This is a genomic window from Achromobacter sp. 77 (assembly GCF_020541125.1).
Taxonomy (GTDB): domain Bacteria; phylum Pseudomonadota; class Gammaproteobacteria; order Burkholderiales; family Burkholderiaceae_B; genus Achromobacter; species Achromobacter mucicolens.
The window spans coordinates 1,686,163-1,704,288 of sequence record NZ_CP059848.1; the positions used below are offsets into that span (position 1 = coordinate 1,686,163).

Here is an 18,126-nt window from a genome sequence, read left to right on the forward strand (position 1 = left end):
CTTTTGCATTGGCGCGCCGAAAGCGCGGCGGGCGGCTTACTTGCCCGCGTCCTCGGCGTGATAGCGGCCCACGCGTTCGACTTCGTTCTTCGAGCCCAGGATGACGCTGACGCGCTGGTGCAGCGTGTCAGGCTGGATGTCCATGATGCGCTGGACGCCGTTGATGGCCGCGCCGCCTGCCTGTTCGATCAGGAAGCTCATGGGATTGGCTTCGTACATCAGGCGCAGCTTGCCGGCCTTGCCCGGCTCGCGCGCATCCCACGGGTACATGAAGATGCCGCCGCGGGTCAGGATGCGATGCACGTCGGCCACCATCGAGGCGATCCAGCGCATGTTGAAGTCCTTGCCGAGCGGGCCGGTCGAGCCGGCCAGGCAGTCGTCGATGTAGCGCTTGACCGGGGCAGCCCAGTGGCGCTTGTTCGACATGTTGATGGCGAATTCCTTGGTGTCTTCCGGCACGCGGATGTTCTCGTGCGTGAGCACCCACGAGCCCATTTCGCGATCCAGCGTGAAACCCACGACGCCGTTGCCGATGGTCAGCACAAGCATCGTCTGCGGACCGTACACCGCGTAACCGGCCACCACCTGCTTGTTGCCCGGTTGCAGGAAGTCCGCTTCGCAGACGGGCGCGCCCGACACGTCGTGCGGCGCGTGCAGCACCGAGAAGATGGTGCCGATGGAGACGTTCACGTCGATGTTCGACGAGCCATCGAGCGGATCGAACAGCAGCAGGTATTCGCCCTTGGGGTAGCGGTTCGGGATCAGATGGATGGTTTCCATCTCTTCCGACGCCATGGCCGCCAGGTGGCCGCCCCATTCATTGGCTTCCAGCAGGATCTCGTTGGAGAGCACGTCGAGCTTCTTTTGGACCTCGCCCTGGACATTCTCGCTTTCCAGGCTGCCCAGAACGCCGCCCAGCGCGCCCTTGCTGACTGCGTGGCTGATGGCCTTGCACGCGCGCGCCACGACTTCGATGAGCAGGCGCACTTCCGGCGCCAGGGCTTGGGCGGAGCGTTGCTGCTCCACCAGGTATTGAGTGAGTGTTTTACGTTTCAAAAGGATCTCCCTATGCAGCGAATTCTAAAGCCTTGGATACGATTTCCTGGACGTTGCGCGACAGGCCGTCGTGCTGGCGCACCTTTTCAAGCGCGGCCTGCATGGGGGCACGCAGCGCCGGGACGAAGCGAGACCAGTTGTCGAGCGCACGCGCCAGCCGCGCGGCGATCTCCGGATTGAGCGCGTCCAATGCCAGCACCTGCTCCGCCCAGAACGTGTAGCCCGAGCCGTCCGGCTGGTGCATGCCGCGGGCATTGTTGAGGCAGAACTGGAAGATCAGCGCGCGGGCGCGGTTCGGGTTGCGCAGCGTGAAGGCCGGGTGCTTCATCAGCTCGCGGGCGGTCTGCACCGTGGTCGAGCGGGCGGTGGCCTGCAGCGCGAACCACTTGTCCACCACCAGCGGATTGGCGCTCCATTTGGTGTAGAAAGCGGCCAGCGCCTCTTTCGGGTAATCGCCTTGCCCGAAGTTGATCAGCGCGGCCAGCGCGGCCATGCTGTCGGTCATGTTGCCGGCGGTGGCGTACTGCGCTTCGGCAAGGCGCTGGGCTTCGGGTTCGCCAGCGGCCATCAGGTGACTGAGCGCCAGGTTTTTCAATGCGCGCATGCCGGCGGGAATCGGCGCGGGGCTATATTCGCCCGGCGTCTGGTTCTCGTCGAAGGCGAGGCGGAATTCGGCATGGAGCTGACGGCCGAGTTCGGCGCGAAGGAAATCGCGCGCCACGGCCAGAGCAGGCGGATCGACCTGCTGCATGCGCTCGGCCAGCGTCTTTTCCGAAGGCAGCGCCAATGCGCGCGCACGGTACGCGGCGTCCAGGGCGGGATCGGTCAGCAACGCGCGCCAGGCTTCAAGGAAGGCGGCGTCGGCCTGCAGCGGGCGGCCCGCCTGGCTGGCGTCGGCCAATGCAAGAATCTGGCGGGTGGCCAGTTCCTGGCCGGCTTCCCAGCGTGCGAACGGATTGCCATCGTGCGCGGACAGCAGCGCCAGTTCCTCGTTGGACCAGTCGTAGTCCACGATGACCGGCGCCGAGAAGTCGCGCAGCAGCGAGGGCACGGGGCGGTCGGCGAAATCTTCGAACACCCATTGCTGGCTTTGCGTGGTCAGTTCCAGCAGAGCGGTGTCCACGACTGCGTCGTCCTGACGCAGCGGCAGCGCGTTGCCCTCCCGGTCCAGCAAGCCGATCGCAAACGGAATGTGAAAGGGCGCCTTCACGTAGTCGGGGCCGGCCTTCTTTTCAACGCCGACCGGCGGGCAGGCCTGGGTAAGCGTCACCGTGCAGCGGCGGGTGGCCGCGTCGTGGTCGAGCCTGACCGTGACGCGCGGCGTGCCGGCCTGCCGGTACCAGCGGCGGAACACGGACAGGTCGCGTCCCGGGTGCTGCTTGACGTAGACGGATTCCATCGCGGCGACGAAGTCGTCGCACGTGACGGCCTGGCCGTCGTGGCGGCGGAAGTATTCGTCCATGCCTTCGCGAAACCCGGCCTCGCCCAGCAGCGTGTGCTGCATGCGGATGACCTCGGCGCCTTTCTCGTACACGGTGGCCGTGTAGAAGTTGCCGATCTCCTGGTAGCTCTCGGGGCGGATCGGATGCGCCATGGGGCCGGCGTCTTCCGGGAACTGCGCGGCGCGCAACGCCACGACGTCGTCGATGCGCTTGACGGCGCGGGCGCTGGCCGCGGCGGCCGCGTCCATGTCGCGGGCCATCATGTCGGCGCTGAATTCCTGATCGCGAAAGACCGTGAGACCTTCTTTCAGGCTCAGCTGGAACCAGTCGCGGCAGGTGACGCGGTTGCCGGTCCAATTGTGGAAGTATTCATGCCCGATGACCGACTCGATGCCTTCGTAGTTGGCATCGGTGGCGGTTTCGGCGTCGGCCAGCACGTAGGCCGCATTGAAGATGTTCAGGCCTTTGTTTTCCATGGCTCCCATATTGAAGTCATGGACGGCCACGATCATGAAGCGGTCCAGATCCAGTTCGAGACCAAAGCGGCTCTCGTCCCAGCGCAAGGAACGCACCAGGGAATCCAGTGCCCATTCGGTTTTGGTTTCGGAGCCCGGGTCGCTGTAGACCTGCAGCAGCACGTTACGGCCGCTGACCGTCTTGACCGTGGTTTCGCGATGCGTCAGATTGCCCGCGACCAGGGCGAACAAGTAGCAGGGCTTGGGGAACGGATCTTCCCACTCGACTTCATTGCGGCCGTCGGGCAACTGGCGCGAGGCGATCAGGTTGCCGTTGGACAGCAGCACGGGATACTCGGGCTGCGCGCGCAGCGTCACGCGGTAGCGCGACATCACGTCGGGACGATCGGCAAACCAGGTAATGCGCCGGAAGCCCTCGGCCTCGCATTGCGTGAAGAAATTGCCGCCAGACACATACAGGCCCATCAGCGTGGAATTGGCGGAAGGCTTGCAGCGGCTGACGATTTCAACGGTGGCATCGGCGGGCAGGCCGCGCAGCGTGAGCGTGTGTTCGGTCAACTGGTAGCTGGCCGCGGGCAGCGGCTCGCCATTCACGCCTACCGACACGAGTTCCAGCTCTTCTCCATCCAGGATCAGGGCGGCGTCAGCGCTGGCGTCTTGCCTGCGCTGCACGTGCATCGTGCAACGCACTTCGGTCGCGTCTGGCGCGAGATCGAAGGCGAGGGCGACTTCAGGAATTTCGTAGGGGTAGGGCTGGTAATCCTTGCGGTATACGGTAACGGGCGTGTCGGTGCGCATGGGATTTGCAGTCCTGTATGAACAAGAAGGCTATTGTAGTGGCTGGCGGTTGAGCGGTACCTTGGGCGTACGGGCTAGCCTGAAAACTTTTGGCAAGCGCTTATGTCAAAGCTCGTTATGATGGCGCCGTCGCGCGAACAGGAGTCTCAAATGTCCAGGATGTCTTGGATCAGCAGTCTGGGCCGATGGGCCGGTATTTTGTCGGTGCTGGCAGCCATGATGCTGACGGGCTGCGCCGCGCCCACCGTCTCCGCCCGCGTGACGTCGTTTCAGCAATGGCCAACGGGTGTCGAGGGCCAGACCTACCAGTTTGTTCCTGCCGACCCATCCCAAATCAATAATCTGGAATATCAGTCATTTCAGGATATGGTGCGCGCGGGGATCGGGGCCACGGGACTCGTCGAGGCGCGCCCTGGCGTGAAGGGGCGGTTCGAGGTGTCGTTCCGCTATGGCACAAGCCAGACGCAGGTAATGGTGCGCCGTCCGTACGACCCGTATTTCTACGGCGGTTACGGCGGCTTCTATGGGCCCGGCCCCTGGGGCATGGGCGCGGGATTCTGGGGGCCTGACTGGGTGGACGTGTCCATGGTCGTCCAGCGCAATTCCCTCTCGCTCTTCATTCGTGATACCCAGAACGGCGGCGCGGAAGTTTACCGCTCGACGGCGTTCATATTGAGCGAGCGTGACGATTTGATTCGCACCATGCCCTATCTGGTGCGTGCCATATTCGACAATTTCCCAGGCAATAATGGCGCCGAGCGAGAGATTCAATTCCCGGCACGTTGACGAAAGCAGGCGCCTCGCGGCGCCTGCTTAAAATAAAAAAGCGACGCACCATCATGGTGCGCCGCTTTTTTTCTTACTGAAGAATAGGTTTTATTCCTTGATAAGAAAACTCTCGCGGGTGGCGCCGCCGGCTTCTTCAGCGGCGAGCCAGCGCGGCGCCTTGCCGCGGCCGCTCCAGGTTTCTCCGGTTTGCGGATGGCGGTACTTGGGCGCCACGGCGCGCTTGGCGGCGCCGGCTGCGCGGGCGGGGCCGCTGGCCTTGCGGCGGCCACTCGTGGCGGCGCGCGCGGGCTTGCCTGCGCCGTAGGCGGCGATGATCTCGTCAGGCGTAATGTCGTACTCGCGCATCGACGTGATGATGGAGGTGATGACCGGCTTGCGGCGCTTCGTCTGAAGGATTTCCGCCTTCTTCTGGAGCTTGTTGATTTCCTTTTCGATCTTTGCTTGCAGAGCTGCGTAGGTTTCTCGGGCCATGTTTATTCCTGATTATGGAACTGCTTTAATCGCCGGCGAAGTTATGTTTAATTGTTGTGCCTCGCATAATACAGAATTTACGAGGTGGTATCTCAATTGTCGGACTAATTACTTTGTATCAAAAGCGCCACCGGCTATCCGCTTTGCGGCTGGCCGCAATTTCCATCAGTTAGGAAGGAAAATCTTAAATTTGGGACAAACTGAAACAAGCGCTTGCTTGGTTTACGGGCGGGCGGTGCGAGCCGCCAATTGTCGGACAACCTTGCAAAGACGCGCCTGGCGTGTGACTCGCCGGCATTTCATGCCTGATCATCCTGGACGACGGCGCGTGCAATGCGCGTCAAATTCCCGCAATTTTCTTCGGGCGGAAAATGTTCGCGAAAGCAGGTGCCATACATTATGGCGTTGCATCCCGCCCGCGGTGATATACCGGGGCGCCATGGTGTTCCGTCCCCGAGTTTTCATTTAGCCGTCAGGTCATACGACAACACGTAAAGTGCCAGTCTTGCGATTCGGCCTGAGCACAATTGCTTAACTTGATAGGTAATTGGGTACTTAACTTGATACCCAGTATGCCGTCTCCATCTATGCCGGCAAGATAATGCGAGACCATTTTGTCCCGCATTTGCCGCTGCGGTAAGCCGCGACTTTTGGCGTTTGCCGGGACGCCGGGCCCGTGTCGGCGGTACGATACGGTCTTGAGCGCCACGACGCGCATGCACGGCCCCGGTGCCGTTCCTGAACTGAGCCTATGAAAATCATCGATCCCGCCATTGCTTCCCTGGCCACCGCCAAATCCCTTCTGCTCGACCCCTGGGGTCTGACCGAGGCGGACATGGCGCGGGCACTGGGTGAAATCTTCACCCACAAGGTCGATTACGCCGACCTGTACTTCCAGTACACGCGCAGTGAAGGCTGGAGCCTGGAAGAAGGGATCGTGAAGACGGGCAGTTTCTCGATCAGCCAAGGCGTGGGCGTGCGCGCGGTCAGCGGTGAAAAGACCGCGTTCGCGTATTCGGATTCGCTGTCGCCCGAGGCGCTGCTGTCGTCGGCGCATGCCGTGCGCGGTATTGCCCGCCGCGGCGCAGGCAAGGTCAAGGTCGCCGCCCAGGTCGAGGCCGAGATCGGCCGCAGCCTCTATGCGGACATCGATCCCGTCGCCAGCCTCAGCGCGCCCGAAAAGGTCGCGCTGCTCGAACGCGTCGAACGCATGGCGCGGGCGCGCGATCCCCATGTGATCCAGGTCATGGCGGGCCTGGGCGCGGAATATGACGTGGTGCTGGTTGCGGGCAGCGATGGCCGTCTGGCCGCCGACGTGCGCCCGCTGGTGCGCCTGTCGCTGACCGTGATTGCCGAACGCAATGGCCGCCGTGAAATGGGCCATGCCGGCGGCGGCGGCCGCCTGGGTCTGGCTTACTTCACCGACGAGATGCTGCAGGGCTATGTCGAGCGCGCGGTGCACGAGGCGCTGGTCAACCTGGAAGCGCGTCCGGCGCCGGCCGGCGAAATGACCGTGGTCCTGGGGTCGGGCTGGCCGGGCATCCTGCTGCACGAAGCGGTGGGTCACGGCCTGGAAGGCGACTTCAACCGCAAGGGGTCCAGCGTGTTTTCCGGACGCATCGGCGAGCGCGTGGCGTCCAAGGGCGTCACCGTGGTCGACGACGGCACCATTCCGGATCGCCGCGGATCGCTCAATATCGACGACGAGGGCAATGCCACCCAGCGCAACGTGCTGATCGAAGACGGCATCCTGCGCGGCTACATGCAGGACACGCTCAATGCCCGCCTGATGAAAACCGCCGCAACCGGCAACGGCCGCCGCGAGTCGTTCGCGCACCTGCCCATGCCGCGCATGACCAACACGTACATGCTGGCCGGCGACAAGCCTGCCGATGAAATCGTGGCCTCGGTCAAGCGGGGCCTGTATGCCGTCAATTTCGGCGGCGGCCAGGTCGACATCACCAATGGCAAGTTCGTGTTCTCGGCGTCCGAGGCCTACATGATCGAGGACGGCAAGGTCACCTACCCGGTCAAGGGCGCAACCCTCATCGGCAACGGCCCCGACGCCATGAACCGCGTGACCATGATCGGCAACGATCTGCAGCTGGATTCCGGCGTCGGAACCTGCGGCAAGGACGGCCAGAGCGTGCCGGTCGGGGTGGGCATGCCGACGGTCCGCATGGAAGGCCTGACGGTCGGCGGCACGGCCTGATGCGTTAAATGGGGGCGGCACGCCAAAAAATCCGGCGTGACGCTCTCAAAAAACTGTGCTAGAGTCAGTCCCCATGAAATTCGCGTCCCCCGCCTTTTATTTTTATTTTTTTGGTTTTCTGAAGCCGCTGGCGGAGGAAGGGACGCGCTCAATCTGAAGTTTGGAAAGAATCCCCCCAAAAAAGCCGCCAGCGAATCTGGCGGCTTTTTTTATGCCGCCGTGGCGGGCAACCCAGGAGCAGTACCGTGTCGCACAACACCGATGACCTTCGTATTCGAGAAATCAAGGAACTGAATCCCCCCTCGCACGTGATGCGGGAGTTCGCCTGCACCAAGGAGGCGTCCGAGACCGTCTTCGCCGCGCGGCAAGGCATGCACCGCATCCTGCACGGCATGGACGACCGCATGATCGTCGTGATCGGTCCGTGCTCGATTCACGACACGCGTGCCGCCATCGAATACGCCAAGCGCCTGAAGCCCGTGCGCGACCGCCTGAGCGCGGACCTGGAAATCGTGATGCGCGTCTATTTCGAAAAGCCGCGCACGACGGTGGGCTGGAAGGGGCTCATCAACGATCCCGACCTCGATGGCAGCTTCGACATCAACAAGGGGGTGCGCGTGGCCCGCCAACTGCTGCTGGACATCAACAGCATGGGGCTGCCGGCGGGATGCGAGTTCCTGGACATGATTACGCCGCAGTACATCGCGGATCTGGTCTCCTGGGGGGCGATCGGGGCGCGCACGACAGAGAGCCAAGTGCATCGGGAACTGGCGTCCGGCCTGTCGTGTCCGGTGGGGTTCAAGAACGGCACGGACGGCAATGTGAAGATCGCCGTCGATGCCATCAAGGCGGCCTCGCAGCCGCACCATTTCCTGTCGGTGACCAAGGGCGGCCATTCGGCCATCGTGTCCACCGCCGGCAACGAGGACTGCCACGTGATCCTGCGTGGCGGCAAGACCCCGAACTACGACGCCGCCAGCGTTGACGCCGCCTGCCAGGACGTGTCCAAGGCCGGTCTCGCGCAGCGCATCATGGTCGATGCCAGCCACGCCAACAGCAGCAAGAACCCCGAGAATCAGCCGCTCGTCGTCGAGGACGTCGCGCGCCAGATGGAAGCCGGCGATGCCCGCCTGGTCGGTGTCATGGTCGAAAGCCACCTCTTGGGTGGCCGCCAGGACATGGTGCCGGGCCAGCCCCTGGTGTATGGCCAAAGCATCACCGACGGCTGCATCGACTGGGACGCCTCGGTGGCCGTGCTGGAGCGCCTGGCGCAGGCCGTGCGTGAACGCCGCCGCGTCGCGCTGACCTCCGGCAAATGAAGGGGATGCGCGCCGCGCACCTTCCGCCTGGCGGGGTGTGCGGCGCAGCACGCGGGGCGGCGTAGAATATTCGGATTATCGAACCCGGGAAACCACGAGATCATGAACGCTCCCTTGCACGCCGAATCGTTGCGCCGCGCGGTGCCGGCCGCCTGCCTGGATGCGCTGCGCGCGCACTTTGGCGACCGCCTGTCGGAATCGGCCGCCGTTCGCGAGCATCACGGCCGCGACGAATCGCCTTATCCGGCCATGCTGCCTGACGCCGTGGTGTTTGCGCAGTCCACCGAAGACGTGGCGTTCGTCGCCAAGGTGTGCAACGAGCATCGCGTTCCCCTGATTCCGTACGGCGCCGGGTCTTCGCTCGAAGGCCACATTCTTGCCATCCAGGGCGGCATCAGCCTGGACCTGTCGCAGATGAACAAGGTCCTGGCCATCAACGCCGAAGACCTGACCGCCACGGTGCAGGCCGGCGTGCTGCGCAAGCAGCTCAACGAAGAAATCCGCAGCACGGGCTTGTTCTTCCCGATCGATCCGGGCGCCGACGCCAGCCTGGGCGGCATGGCCGCCACCCGCGCCTCGGGCACCAACGCCGTGCGCTACGGCACGATGCGCGAAAACGTGATGTCGCTGACCGTCGTCACGGCTGACGGCCGCATCATCCGCACGGCCGGCCGAGCCCGCAAATCGTCGGCCGGCTACGACCTCACGCGCATTTTCGTGGGCAGCGAAGGCACGCTGGGCATCATCACGGAAGTCACGGTGCGGCTATATCCGCAACCCGAAGCCGTGTCCGCCGCGGTCTGCAATTTCCCGACGCTGGACGCCGCGGTGCAGAGCGTGATCGAAATCATCCAGATGGGCGTGCCCATCGCGCGCGTCGAGTTCATGGACGCCGCGAGCGTGCGCGCCGTCAACCTGCACAGCAAGCTGACGCTGCGCGAGACGCCGCTGCTGGTGTTTGAATTCCACGGCAGTCCGGCCGGCGTGCAAGAGCAGGCCGAAACCGTGCAGGCCATCACGGCCGAGCACGGCGGCATGGACTTCGAATGGGCCGAGCGTCCCGAAGACCGCAGCCGTCTCTGGACCGCGCGCCACAACGCGTACTTCGCGGGCCTGCAATTGCGTCCCGGCTGCCGCGCCAGCACCACCGACGTCTGCGTGCCGATCTCGCGCCTGGCCGATTGCGTGCGCGACACCGTCGAGGAACTGGACCGCGCAAGCTTTCCGTACACGATCGTCGGCCACGTGGGCGACGGCAACTTCCACGTGCTGATGCTGCTGGATGCCGATAGCCCGCAGGAGTGGCAGGAATCGGAAGCCATCAACCACAATCTCGTGCGCCGGGCCATCGCTGCCGACGGCACTTGCACGGGCGAACACGGCGTCGGCCTGCACAAGATGCAGTTCATGGCCGAAGAGCATGGCGACGACGCGCTCGACCTGATGCGCAGCCTCAAGCACGCCTTCGACCCGAACAACATCCTGAATCCGGGCAAGATCGTTTCCTGGTAAACGGCGAGCGGGGCGGCAGGCGCCGCCTCGCTTGGGTCCACGCTTGCTGCATTTAAGCGACAGGCGCCTGTCCGGTTTACGGTCGGTTACGTATGAATCGGCCGCAAAGCCCCGTGAATACGTCAGGTGCGGGTAAATCCCGGCCTGATTAACCGGGGCACTCGCGCTATTGTTGCGCTCATGAATTCACTGGTCGAAACTGGCCTGGCACAAGTGCAGGCGCCTTATTCGCAGCAACAGCTCATCGAGGCGTTGTCGGCCGTGCTGCCCGCGCACTGTGTGCTGTATCGCGAAGAGGACACACGTCCTTACGAGTGCGACGGCCTATCCCTTTACCGCTCCATACCCGCGGTGGTTGCCCTGCCCGAAACCGAAGCGCAGGTGCAGGCCATCATGCGCGTGTGCAAGCGTCTGAATGCGCCGATCGTGGCGCGGGGCGCCGGAACCGGTTTGTCGGGCGGCGCCATGCCGCACAGCCGGGGCGTGCTGCTCGGGTTGTCCAAGTTCAACCGCATCAAGCATATCGACCTGGCCAGCGCGACCGCCATCGTTGAACCCGGCGTGCGCAACCTTGCCATCTCCGAAGCGGTGTCGCCCTACGGGCTGTACTACGCACCGGATCCGTCCAGCCAGATTGCGTGCTCCATCGGCGGCAACGTGGCGGAAAACTCCGGCGGCGTGCATTGCCTGAAGTACGGCCTCACGGTGCACAACGTGCTGCGCGTGCGCGTGGTCACGATAGACGGCGATGTGGTCGAACTGGGATCGCACGCGCCCGATGCGCCGGGGCTGGACCTGCTGTCGGTGTTCATCGGATCCGAGGGCATGCTGGGCGTGGTCACCGAAGTGACCGTCAAGCTCATCCCCAAGCCGGCTTGCCAGCAGGTGGTCATGGCCAGTTTTTCCAGCGTCGAGGCCGCGGGCAATGCGGTCACGCAGGTGATCGCGGCGGGCATGATCCCCGCCGGCCTGGAAATGATGGACCGCCGCGCGACGCACATGGTGGAACCGTTTGTCCGTGCGGGCTACGACATGGATGCGCAGGCCATCCTGCTATGCGAATCGGACGGCACGCCCGAAGAGGTGGAGCACGAGATCGCGCGGATGGAAGCGGTGTTCCGCCAGGCTGGCGCCACGCGCTGCCAGGTGTCGGCGTCCGAGGCCGAACGCTTGAAATTCTGGGCGGGACGCAAGAACGCGTTTCCCGCCGCCGGGCGCGTGTCGCCCGATTACTACTGCATGGACGGCACGATTCCGCGTCGTCATCTGGCGCGCGTGCTGGGCGCCATCGAACAGATGGAAGACGAATTCGGCCTGCGATGCGCCAACGTCTTTCATGCCGGGGACGGCAATCTGCACCCGCTGATCCTGTTCGATTCGAATAAGCCGGACGAGGTGGAACGCGCCGAAAAATTCGGTGCGGCCATTCTTGAGCTGTGCGTGCAGGTGGGAGGAACCGTGACTGGAGAGCACGGTGTGGGAATGGAGAAAATTAATCAAATGTGCGTGCAATTCTCTCGCGAAGAACTCGACGCGTTTATGGCAGTCAAGCGGGCCTTCGATCCGCCGTGCCTGCTCAATCCTGAAAAGGTCATCCCCACGCTGGCTCGCTGCGCCGAATACGGCAAGATGCACGTCCATGCGGGAGAACTGCGCTTCCCCGATCTCGCCCGTTTCTAGGACGTATCCCTTATGGATTTTGTCCTGTCGGAATTGTGCGACCAGGTCATGACGGCGCGTGCCGGTCACAAACCCCTGTTCGTGATGGGCGGCGGCAGCAAGCGGTTCTACGGCAACTATCGTCCGGTCAGGCCGCAGGATGGCCATTGCCTGCTGGACATGACGCCTTACCGCGGCATCGTCAGCTATCACCCATCCGAACTCGTGGTGACCGTGCGCGCCGGCACGCCGCTGGCCGAACTGGAAGCCGCGCTCGCGGAGCACGGCCAGATGCTGGCCTTCGAGCCGCCGCATTTCGCGCCCACCGCGACCGTGGGCGGCTGCGTGGCTGCCGGCCTGTCAGGGCCGCGCCGCATGAGCGCCGGCGCCTTGAAGGATTTTGTGTTGGGGGCGCAACTGCTGGATTCCGAAGGGCGCATCCTGTCCTTCGGCGGCGAGGTCATGAAGAACGTGGCGGGTTATGACGTGTCGCGCCTCCTGGCCGGCTCGCACGGCATCTTTGGCGCCATCCTGGAGGTGTCGCTCAAGGTCGTGCCCAAGCCGATGGAAGAGATGACGCTGACGCTGCCCGCCACGCAGGCGCAGGCGCTGGCGAACTTTGCCTTCTGGCGCGGCAAGCCGTTGCCGATCTCCGCATCGAGCTGGACAAGCGAAAGCGGTGGGGCCGACGGCATGACGATGGTGCGTCTGTCGGGCGCGCCGCCCGCGCTCGCCAGCGCCCGAGGGCTGATCGGCGGCGACCTGATGGCACCCGAGGCCGCGGCGGCGTGGTGGCAGTCGCTGCGTGAGCAGACCCACGCGTTCTTTTCGCCCGGGCAGCCCTTGTGGCGTCTTGCCTTGCCGCCCACCACGGCCGACCTCGAACTGGGGCCGACGCTGATCGAGTGGGGCGGCGGGCAGCGATGGCTGAGCGGCCCGCACGATGCGGCCCAACTGCGCGACGTGGCGGCCCAGCATGGCGGCCATGCCACGCTGTTCCGGCCTGCGGACACTCCGCCGCCGGCCGATGGCGTGTTTCACCCGCTTGCGCCGGGCATTGGCGCGATCACCCGCCGGCTGAAGCAGGAACTTGATCCCGCCGGCCTGTTCAACCCCGGCCGCCTGGTCCTGGAGCTGTAGGACATCATGCAAACCAATCTGGCATCCTGGGCGAGCGGCACCGATCTGGGCAACGAGGCGGACGCCATCCTGCGCCGCTGCGTGCATTGCGGATTCTGCACGGCAACCTGTCCGACCTACCAGGTCCTGGGCGACGAGCTGGACAGCCCGCGCGGCCGCATCTATCTCATCAAGCAGGTCCTTGAAGGCAAGGAACCCACGCAGTCCACGCAGCAGCATCTGGACCGCTGCCTGACCTGCCGCAACTGCGAGACCACCTGCCCGTCGGGGGTCGAATACGGCCATCTGGTCGATATCGGCCGCAAGATCGTGGACGAACGCGTGGAGCGGTCATGGGGCGATAGAACCCGGCGCACCTTGCTGCGCAAGGCGATGCTGTCGCCGATGTTCGCGCCCGCCATGCGGCTGGGGCAGAGTCTGCGCGGGCTGCTGCCGCAAGCGCTCCGGCGCAAGGTGCCGGAACGCCGCGACGCGGGGCCGCTGCCCCAGGTGGGGCAGCACGCACGGCAGGTGCTGATGCTGGCCGGCTGCGTGCAGCCGGCCATGATGCCCACCATCGACGCCGCCACCATCCGCGTGCTGGATGCCGTCGGCATCGGCGCGCGCATTGCGCCGGGCGCCGGCTGCTGCGGCGCGGTCAGTTTCCATCTGGATGCGCAGGACGAAGCCGTGGCGCAGATGCGCGCCAACGTCGACGCGTGGTGGCCGCTGGTTCAGGACGGCAAGGTCGAGGCCATCGTGATGAACGCGTCGGGCTGCGGCGCCATGGTCAAGGAATATGCGCATCATCTGCGGCACGATGCGGCCTACGCGCAAAAGGCCGCGGACATCGTGGCGCTGGTCAAGGACGTGGCCGAAATCGTTGCGCCGCATGCCGGGCTGCTGCGCGCGCGGCTGCCGGCGGGCATGCGGGCGGCCTTTCATCCGCCCTGCACCTTGCAGCACTGGCAGGGCTTGCGGCCGTTGTCCGAGCAGTTGCTGGCCGACCTGGGTTTTGAGCTGCAGCCGTTTGCCGACAAGCACCTGTGCTGCGGGTCGGCCGGCGCGTACTCGGTATTGAATCCGGACATCGCGCTTGAGCTGCGAGACCGCAAGCTGGGCGCCATTGCGGCGGCAAGTCCCGATGTGATCCTGTCGGCCAACATCGGCTGCATCGGCCATCTGCAAAGCGGCACCGACACGCCGGTGCGGCATTGGGTCGAGGTGGTGGACGAGCAATTGCGCCGCGCCGCGCAGGGCTAGGCCCGCGCGGCGGTTGGCGCGCGCCGCCTACTCGACGGCCTTGACCATGTCCTCGAGCACCTTCTTGGCGTCGCCAAAGACCATCATCGTGCGGTCCATGTAGAAGAGCTCGTTGTCCAGGCCGGCGTAGCCCGAGGCCATGGAGCGCTTGTTCACGATGACCGTGCGCGCCTTGTAGGCCTCCAGGATGGGCATGCCCGCAATGGGCGACTTTGGATCGTTCTTGGCGGCGGGATTGACCACGTCGTTCGCGCCCAGCACCAGCACCACGTCGGTCTGCCCGAACTCGCTGTTGATGTCTTCCATTTCGAAGACCTGGTCGTACGGCACTTCGGCCTCGGCCAGCAGCACGTTCATGTGGCCGGGCATGCGGCCCGCAACCGGGTGGATCGCGTACTTGACGGTCACGCCGCGCTCGGTGAGCTTTTCGGCAAGCTCCTTGAGCGCGTGCTGCGCGCGCGCCACGGCCAGGCCATAGCCCGGCACGATGGTCACGCTTTCGGCGTTGGTCATCAGGAACGCCGCGTCATCCGGGCTGCCCGACTTGACGCTGCGTTGCGGCGTGTCGCCAGCGGCCGCGGCGCCGCCCGCTTGACCGCCGAAGCCGCCCAGGATCACGTTGAAGAACGAGCGGTTCATCGCCTTGCACATGATGTAGGACAGGATGGCGCCCGACGAGCCCACCAGCGATCCGGCGATGATCAGCATGGGGTTGTTCAGCGAGAAGCCGATGCCCGCCGCCGCCCAGCCGGAATAGCTGTTCAGCATCGAGACCACCACGGGCATGTCCGCGCCGCCGATCGGGATGATGATCAGCACGCCCAGCACGAAGGCGATGAGCGTCATGATGATGAAGGGCGTCCATTCCTGCGTGAGCATGAACCAGACGCCGCAGCCCAGCATCGCCAGCGCCAGCGCCAGGTTCAGCATGTGCTGGCCGGCGAACACCACCGGCGCGCCCTGGAACAGCCGGAACTTGTACTTGCCGGACAGTTTGCCGAAGGCGATGACCGAGCCGGAAAACGTGATGGCGCCCACGAACGTGCCGATGAACAGTTCAAAGCGGTTGCCGGCGGGGATGGCCATGCCGGGCGGCGCGATGCCGAAGGCGTGCGGCTCGGCCACGACGGCCACCGCGATCGCCACCGCCGCCAGGCCGATCATGCTGTGCATGAAGGCGACCAGTTCGGGCATCTTGGTCATTTCGACGCGCTTGGCCATCAGCGTGCCGATGGAGCCGCCGACCAGCAGCCCCAGCACGACCCAGCCCAGCCCGATCGTGGCTGTGCCGCTGCGCGCCAGGCCCACGATGAGCGCCGCGGTGGTCACCACGGCGATCGCCATGCCGGCCATGCCGAAGGCGTTGCCCAGGCGCGAGGTGGTGGGATGGGACAGACCCTTGAGCGCCTGGATGAAGCAGACCGAGGCAATCAGGTAAAGCAGCGTGACGAGGTTCAGCGAGATCATTTCGCTTCCTCCTTGCCCGGCTTGCGGTCCTTTTTCTTGAACATCTCGAGCATGCGCCGCGTCACGAGAAATCCGCCAAAGACGTTCACGGCGGCCAGCGCAACGGCAAAGACGCCCATGCCGCGCGCCAGTCCGCCTTCGGTCAGCGCGGCGGCCAGCATCGCGCCCACGATGATGATGGCGGAAATGGCGTTGGTGACCGCCATGAGCGGCGTGTGCAGGGCGGGGGTGACGTTCCAGACGACGTGGTAGCCGACGTAGATGGCCAGCACGAAGATGATGAGGTTCATCAGGGTGGGATTGATCGCTTCCATGCTTACGTCCTCCGCGTCACATTGCCGCCTTCGCACACCAGGCAGGCCGCCACGATTTCATCGTCGCGCTGGATCGCCAGCGCGCCGTCCGCATTGATGATGAGCTTCAGGAAATCCAGGATGTTGCGCGCGTAGAGCGCCGAGGCGTCGGTGGCGACCAGGCCGGGCAGGTTGGTCAGCCCGATGATCGTGACATCGTGCTTTTCGACGATGCGGCCTTTCTCGGAAAGCGGGCAGTTGCCGCCGCGTTCGACGGCAAGGTCCACCAGCACCGAGCCGGGCTTCATGGCCGCGACCGTTTCCGCCGAAACCAGCATGGGGGCGGGCCGGCCGGGAATCAGCGCCGTGGTGATCACGATATCGGCCTGCTTGCAGCGTTCGGACACCAGCGCCGCCTGGCGGGCCATCCAGGCCGGGGGCATGGGGCGCGCGTAGCCGCCCTTGCCCTGTGCGATCTCGCGTTCTTCGTCGGTTTCGAAGGGCACGTCGATGAACTTGGCGCCCAGCGATTCGACCTGTTCGCGGGCCGCGGGGCGCACGTCGGATGCCTCGACCACGGCGCCCAGCCGCTTGGCCGTGGCGATGGCCTGAAGGCCAGCGACGCCAGTGCCCAGGATGACCGCGCGCGCGGCCTTCAGCGTGCCGGCGGCCGTCATCATCATGGGAATCAGCCGTCCGTAGTGATGGGCGGCGAGCAGCACGGCCTTGTAGCCGGCCAGGTTGGCCTGCGAGGACAGCACGTCCAGGCTTTGGGCGCGGGTGATGCGCGGCGCGGCTTCCAGCGCGAAGCCGGTCAGGCCGGCGGCGGCCAGTTGCGCCAGGCCTTCGGCGTCGAAGGGATCGAGCATGCCGATGACCACCGTGCCCGGTTTCATGTGCGGCAATTCTTCAGGGGAGGGCGCGCGAACCTTCATGACCAGATCGGCGCCCAGGGCATCCTGAGCGGAACCTAGCGTGGCGCCCGCGGCAACGTAGGCATCGTCGGGATAGCGGGCCGCGGCGCCCGCACCACGCTCCACGACGACGGTGTGCTTGCCGCCCACGTACTTCTTGACGGTCTCCGGTGTTGCTGCGACACGGGTTTCCCCGTCTCGGGTTTCTTTTGGTATCCCGATGTGCATCGACGCCTCTCCTCAGAAGGTTCGCCGTAGTTATACACGGAATGTGCGCTCTGACGCTTCCCCCGTTTGTCCGCATCTCGCGCGGGCAAAAAAAACCCCATGGCGAACCATGGGGCAGGGGTCTTGCAACCCGAATGCGCCGGCCGGTATGAACACGTCGCTGGCCGGCGCCGGCGAACAGACGTCCGGCGTCAAGCCGTCTGCGCGCGCGTCCAGTTGATCAGCGCGCGGGTGAGGTCGCGCAGATCGGCCTTCAGGCGGCCATAGTTTTCGGTGGGGCGAAGCGACACTTCGTCCATGTAGAGCTTGCGGTTGATTTCGATCTGCAGGCTGTGGCGGCCTTCTTGCGGGCGGCCGAACGCGCGCACCAGTTCCACGCCCTTGTAGGGATCGTTCACGGTGACGTCGTAGCCGCGCTCGCGCAGCCAGGCCGCGATGAATTCGCGGAAGGCGGGGTCGCTGGTGCTGCCGTCGCGATCGCCCAGCACGAAATCGGGGTGGACGAGGCCGGGGCGGTCGGTGGCGAATTCACCGGCGACGCTGGGCATGGAATGGCAGTTGATGTGCCAGACCTTGCCGAACTTGCGATGCGCGTTGTCCAGCACCTGGCCAAGCGCGGCGTGATAGGGCGCCCAGCAGGCGTCGATGCGGTGGCGCACTTCCTCGACCGTCAGCTTGCGGTCGTACAGCGGCGTGCCGTCATCGAGCATGCGCCAGATCAGGCCCTTGCCAAGCTTGACCTTGGGCGAAGGATTCAGCGCGTCAGGCCAAGCCTGGTCCAGCAGCAGTTCGTCGATTTCGTCGCGGGCGCGGTTGGCGTCGATGTAGGCGCGCGGGAAGGCCGCGGCAATCATCGGCACGCCCATCTCGATGGCGTCGCCCCACAGATCGTCAACCCAGGTGTCCTCGGCGGTGCGCAATGCGCCAAAGTCCACCGCGGCAGCGAAATCGGGGGGGTAGGCGGTGCCGCTGTGCGGGGAATCCAGCACGAGGGGGGCCGAAATATCCGAATCGGGGTATTGCTGCGGAAGGTCGAGGCGGTAGGACAGGGGGCGGGTAATTCGCATAGAGGGGTACTGCGTTCGTGAATCGGAGGTCCTCGCGTGCC

The 18,126-nt window shown here is 64.9% G+C and carries 14 protein-coding genes; 7 read left to right on the forward strand and 7 right to left on the reverse strand.

The genetic code is table 11. The features are described from left to right. Positions 1–36: 36 nt before the first annotated feature. Positions 37–1,056 (reverse strand): class 1 fructose-bisphosphatase, encoded by a 1,020-nt coding sequence (locus H4P35_RS07800; RefSeq protein WP_062838471.1) that lies wholly within the window; start codon positions 1,054–1,056, stop codon positions 37–39. A 10-nt stretch (positions 1,057–1,066) separates the two neighbouring features. Continuing rightward, positions 1,067–3,772, reverse strand: a complete 2,706-nt coding sequence (gene pepN / locus H4P35_RS07805) for an aminopeptidase N (protein ID WP_226848563.1) — start codon at positions 3,770–3,772, stop codon at positions 1,067–1,069. Positions 3,773–3,922: 150 nt separating this feature from the next. Here pepN and H4P35_RS07810 point away from each other — a divergent pair, with 150 nt between their 5' ends. Beyond that, a complete protein-coding gene (locus H4P35_RS07810) occupies positions 3,923–4,558 on the forward strand; it encodes a DUF4136 domain-containing protein (protein WP_226849446.1) in 636 nt (211 codons plus the stop codon). 90 nt (positions 4,559–4,648) lie between these two features. Here H4P35_RS07810 and H4P35_RS07815 read toward each other — a convergent pair whose 3' ends face one another. Further along, positions 4,649–5,032: an H-NS family nucleoid-associated regulatory protein gene (locus H4P35_RS07815; protein WP_056322597.1), complete on the reverse strand. Its 384-nt coding sequence runs from the start codon at positions 5,030–5,032 to the stop codon at positions 4,649–4,651. A 751-nt stretch (positions 5,033–5,783) separates the two neighbouring features. On the opposite strand from H4P35_RS07815, the gene tldD reads away from it, so the two are divergent. The 6 genes from tldD to glcF all read left to right on the forward strand — a co-directional run bounded on the left by tldD (position 5,784) and on the right by glcF (position 14,116). Continuing rightward, a complete protein-coding gene (gene tldD, locus H4P35_RS07820; protein ID WP_056322600.1) occupies positions 5,784–7,244 on the forward strand; it encodes a metalloprotease TldD in 1,461 nt (486 codons plus the stop codon). A 245-nt stretch (positions 7,245–7,489) separates the two neighbouring features. Continuing rightward, on the forward strand, positions 7,490–8,563 hold the full coding sequence (gene aroG / locus H4P35_RS07825) for a 3-deoxy-7-phosphoheptulonate synthase AroG (RefSeq protein WP_056322603.1): 1,074 nt from the start codon (positions 7,490–7,492) through the stop codon (positions 8,561–8,563). A gap of 102 nt (positions 8,564–8,665) precedes the next feature. Next, positions 8,666–10,075: an FAD-binding oxidoreductase gene (locus tag H4P35_RS07830; protein WP_056322607.1), complete on the forward strand. Its 1,410-nt coding sequence runs from the start codon at positions 8,666–8,668 to the stop codon at positions 10,073–10,075. A gap of 180 nt (positions 10,076–10,255) precedes the next feature. Continuing rightward, positions 10,256–11,755, forward strand: coding sequence for an FAD-linked oxidase C-terminal domain-containing protein (locus tag H4P35_RS07835; protein ID WP_226848564.1), 1,500 nt, complete (start codon positions 10,256–10,258; stop codon positions 11,753–11,755). 12 nt (positions 11,756–11,767) lie between these two features. After that, the gene (gene glcE, locus H4P35_RS07840) at positions 11,768–12,874 is read left to right on the forward strand and encodes a glycolate oxidase subunit GlcE (protein ID WP_175211163.1); all 1,107 of its coding nucleotides are present in this window, start codon (positions 11,768–11,770) and stop codon (positions 12,872–12,874) included. Between the two features lie 6 nt (positions 12,875–12,880). Further along, positions 12,881–14,116, forward strand: a complete 1,236-nt coding sequence (glcF, locus tag H4P35_RS07845) for a glycolate oxidase subunit GlcF (protein ID WP_142049902.1) — start codon at positions 12,881–12,883, stop codon at positions 14,114–14,116. 27 nt (positions 14,117–14,143) lie between these two features. Here the strand turns inward: glcF and H4P35_RS07850 are convergent, their stop codons facing one another. From H4P35_RS07850 to H4P35_RS07865, 4 genes are all read right to left on the reverse strand, one after another. Continuing rightward, positions 14,144–15,583, reverse strand: coding sequence for an NAD(P)(+) transhydrogenase (Re/Si-specific) subunit beta (locus H4P35_RS07850; RefSeq protein WP_226848565.1), 1,440 nt, complete (start codon positions 15,581–15,583; stop codon positions 14,144–14,146). Then, positions 15,580–15,897 (reverse strand): NAD(P) transhydrogenase subunit alpha, encoded by a 318-nt coding sequence (locus tag H4P35_RS07855; RefSeq protein WP_006224972.1) that lies wholly within the window; start codon positions 15,895–15,897, stop codon positions 15,580–15,582. Before H4P35_RS07855 ends, H4P35_RS07850 begins: the two co-directional genes overlap by 4 nt. Before the next feature lie 2 nt (positions 15,898–15,899). After that, the gene (locus tag H4P35_RS07860) at positions 15,900–17,018 is read right to left on the reverse strand and encodes a Re/Si-specific NAD(P)(+) transhydrogenase subunit alpha (RefSeq protein WP_056322621.1); all 1,119 of its coding nucleotides are present in this window, start codon (positions 17,016–17,018) and stop codon (positions 15,900–15,902) included. A gap of 191 nt (positions 17,019–17,209) precedes the next feature. Beyond that, positions 17,210–18,085, reverse strand: a complete 876-nt coding sequence (locus H4P35_RS07865) for an N-formylglutamate amidohydrolase (protein ID WP_180099173.1) — start codon at positions 18,083–18,085, stop codon at positions 17,210–17,212. Positions 18,086–18,126: the final 41 nt, after the last annotated feature.

Bases quoted from the DNA above. Each gene is read 5' to 3' on its own strand.
- H4P35_RS07850 (WP_226848565.1), bottom strand. From the start codon at position 15,583: ATGATCTCGCTGAACCTCGTCACGCTGCTTTACCTGATTGCCTCGGTC.
- pepN (WP_226848563.1), bottom strand. From the start codon at position 3,772: ATGCGCACCGACACGCCCGTTACCGTATACCGCAAGGATTACCAGCCC.
- H4P35_RS07810 (WP_226849446.1), top strand. From the start codon at position 3,923: ATGTCCAGGATGTCTTGGATCAGCAGTCTGGGCCGATGGGCCGGTATT.
- H4P35_RS07835 (WP_226848564.1), top strand. From the start codon at position 10,256: ATGAATTCACTGGTCGAAACTGGCCTGGCACAAGTGCAGGCGCCTTAT.
- H4P35_RS07830 (WP_056322607.1), top strand. From the start codon at position 8,666: ATGAACGCTCCCTTGCACGCCGAATCGTTGCGCCGCGCGGTGCCGGCC.
- glcF (WP_142049902.1), top strand. From the start codon at position 12,881: ATGCAAACCAATCTGGCATCCTGGGCGAGCGGCACCGATCTGGGCAAC.
- H4P35_RS07815 (WP_056322597.1), bottom strand. From the start codon at position 5,032: ATGGCCCGAGAAACCTACGCAGCTCTGCAAGCAAAGATCGAAAAGGAA.
- H4P35_RS07855 (WP_006224972.1), bottom strand. From the start codon at position 15,897: ATGGAAGCGATCAATCCCACCCTGATGAACCTCATCATCTTCGTGCTG.
- H4P35_RS07865 (WP_180099173.1), bottom strand. From the start codon at position 18,085: ATGCGAATTACCCGCCCCCTGTCCTACCGCCTCGACCTTCCGCAGCAA.
- H4P35_RS07860 (WP_056322621.1), bottom strand. From the start codon at position 17,018: ATGCACATCGGGATACCAAAAGAAACCCGAGACGGGGAAACCCGTGTC.
- glcE (WP_175211163.1), top strand. From the start codon at position 11,768: ATGGATTTTGTCCTGTCGGAATTGTGCGACCAGGTCATGACGGCGCGT.
- tldD (WP_056322600.1), top strand. From the start codon at position 5,784: ATGAAAATCATCGATCCCGCCATTGCTTCCCTGGCCACCGCCAAATCC.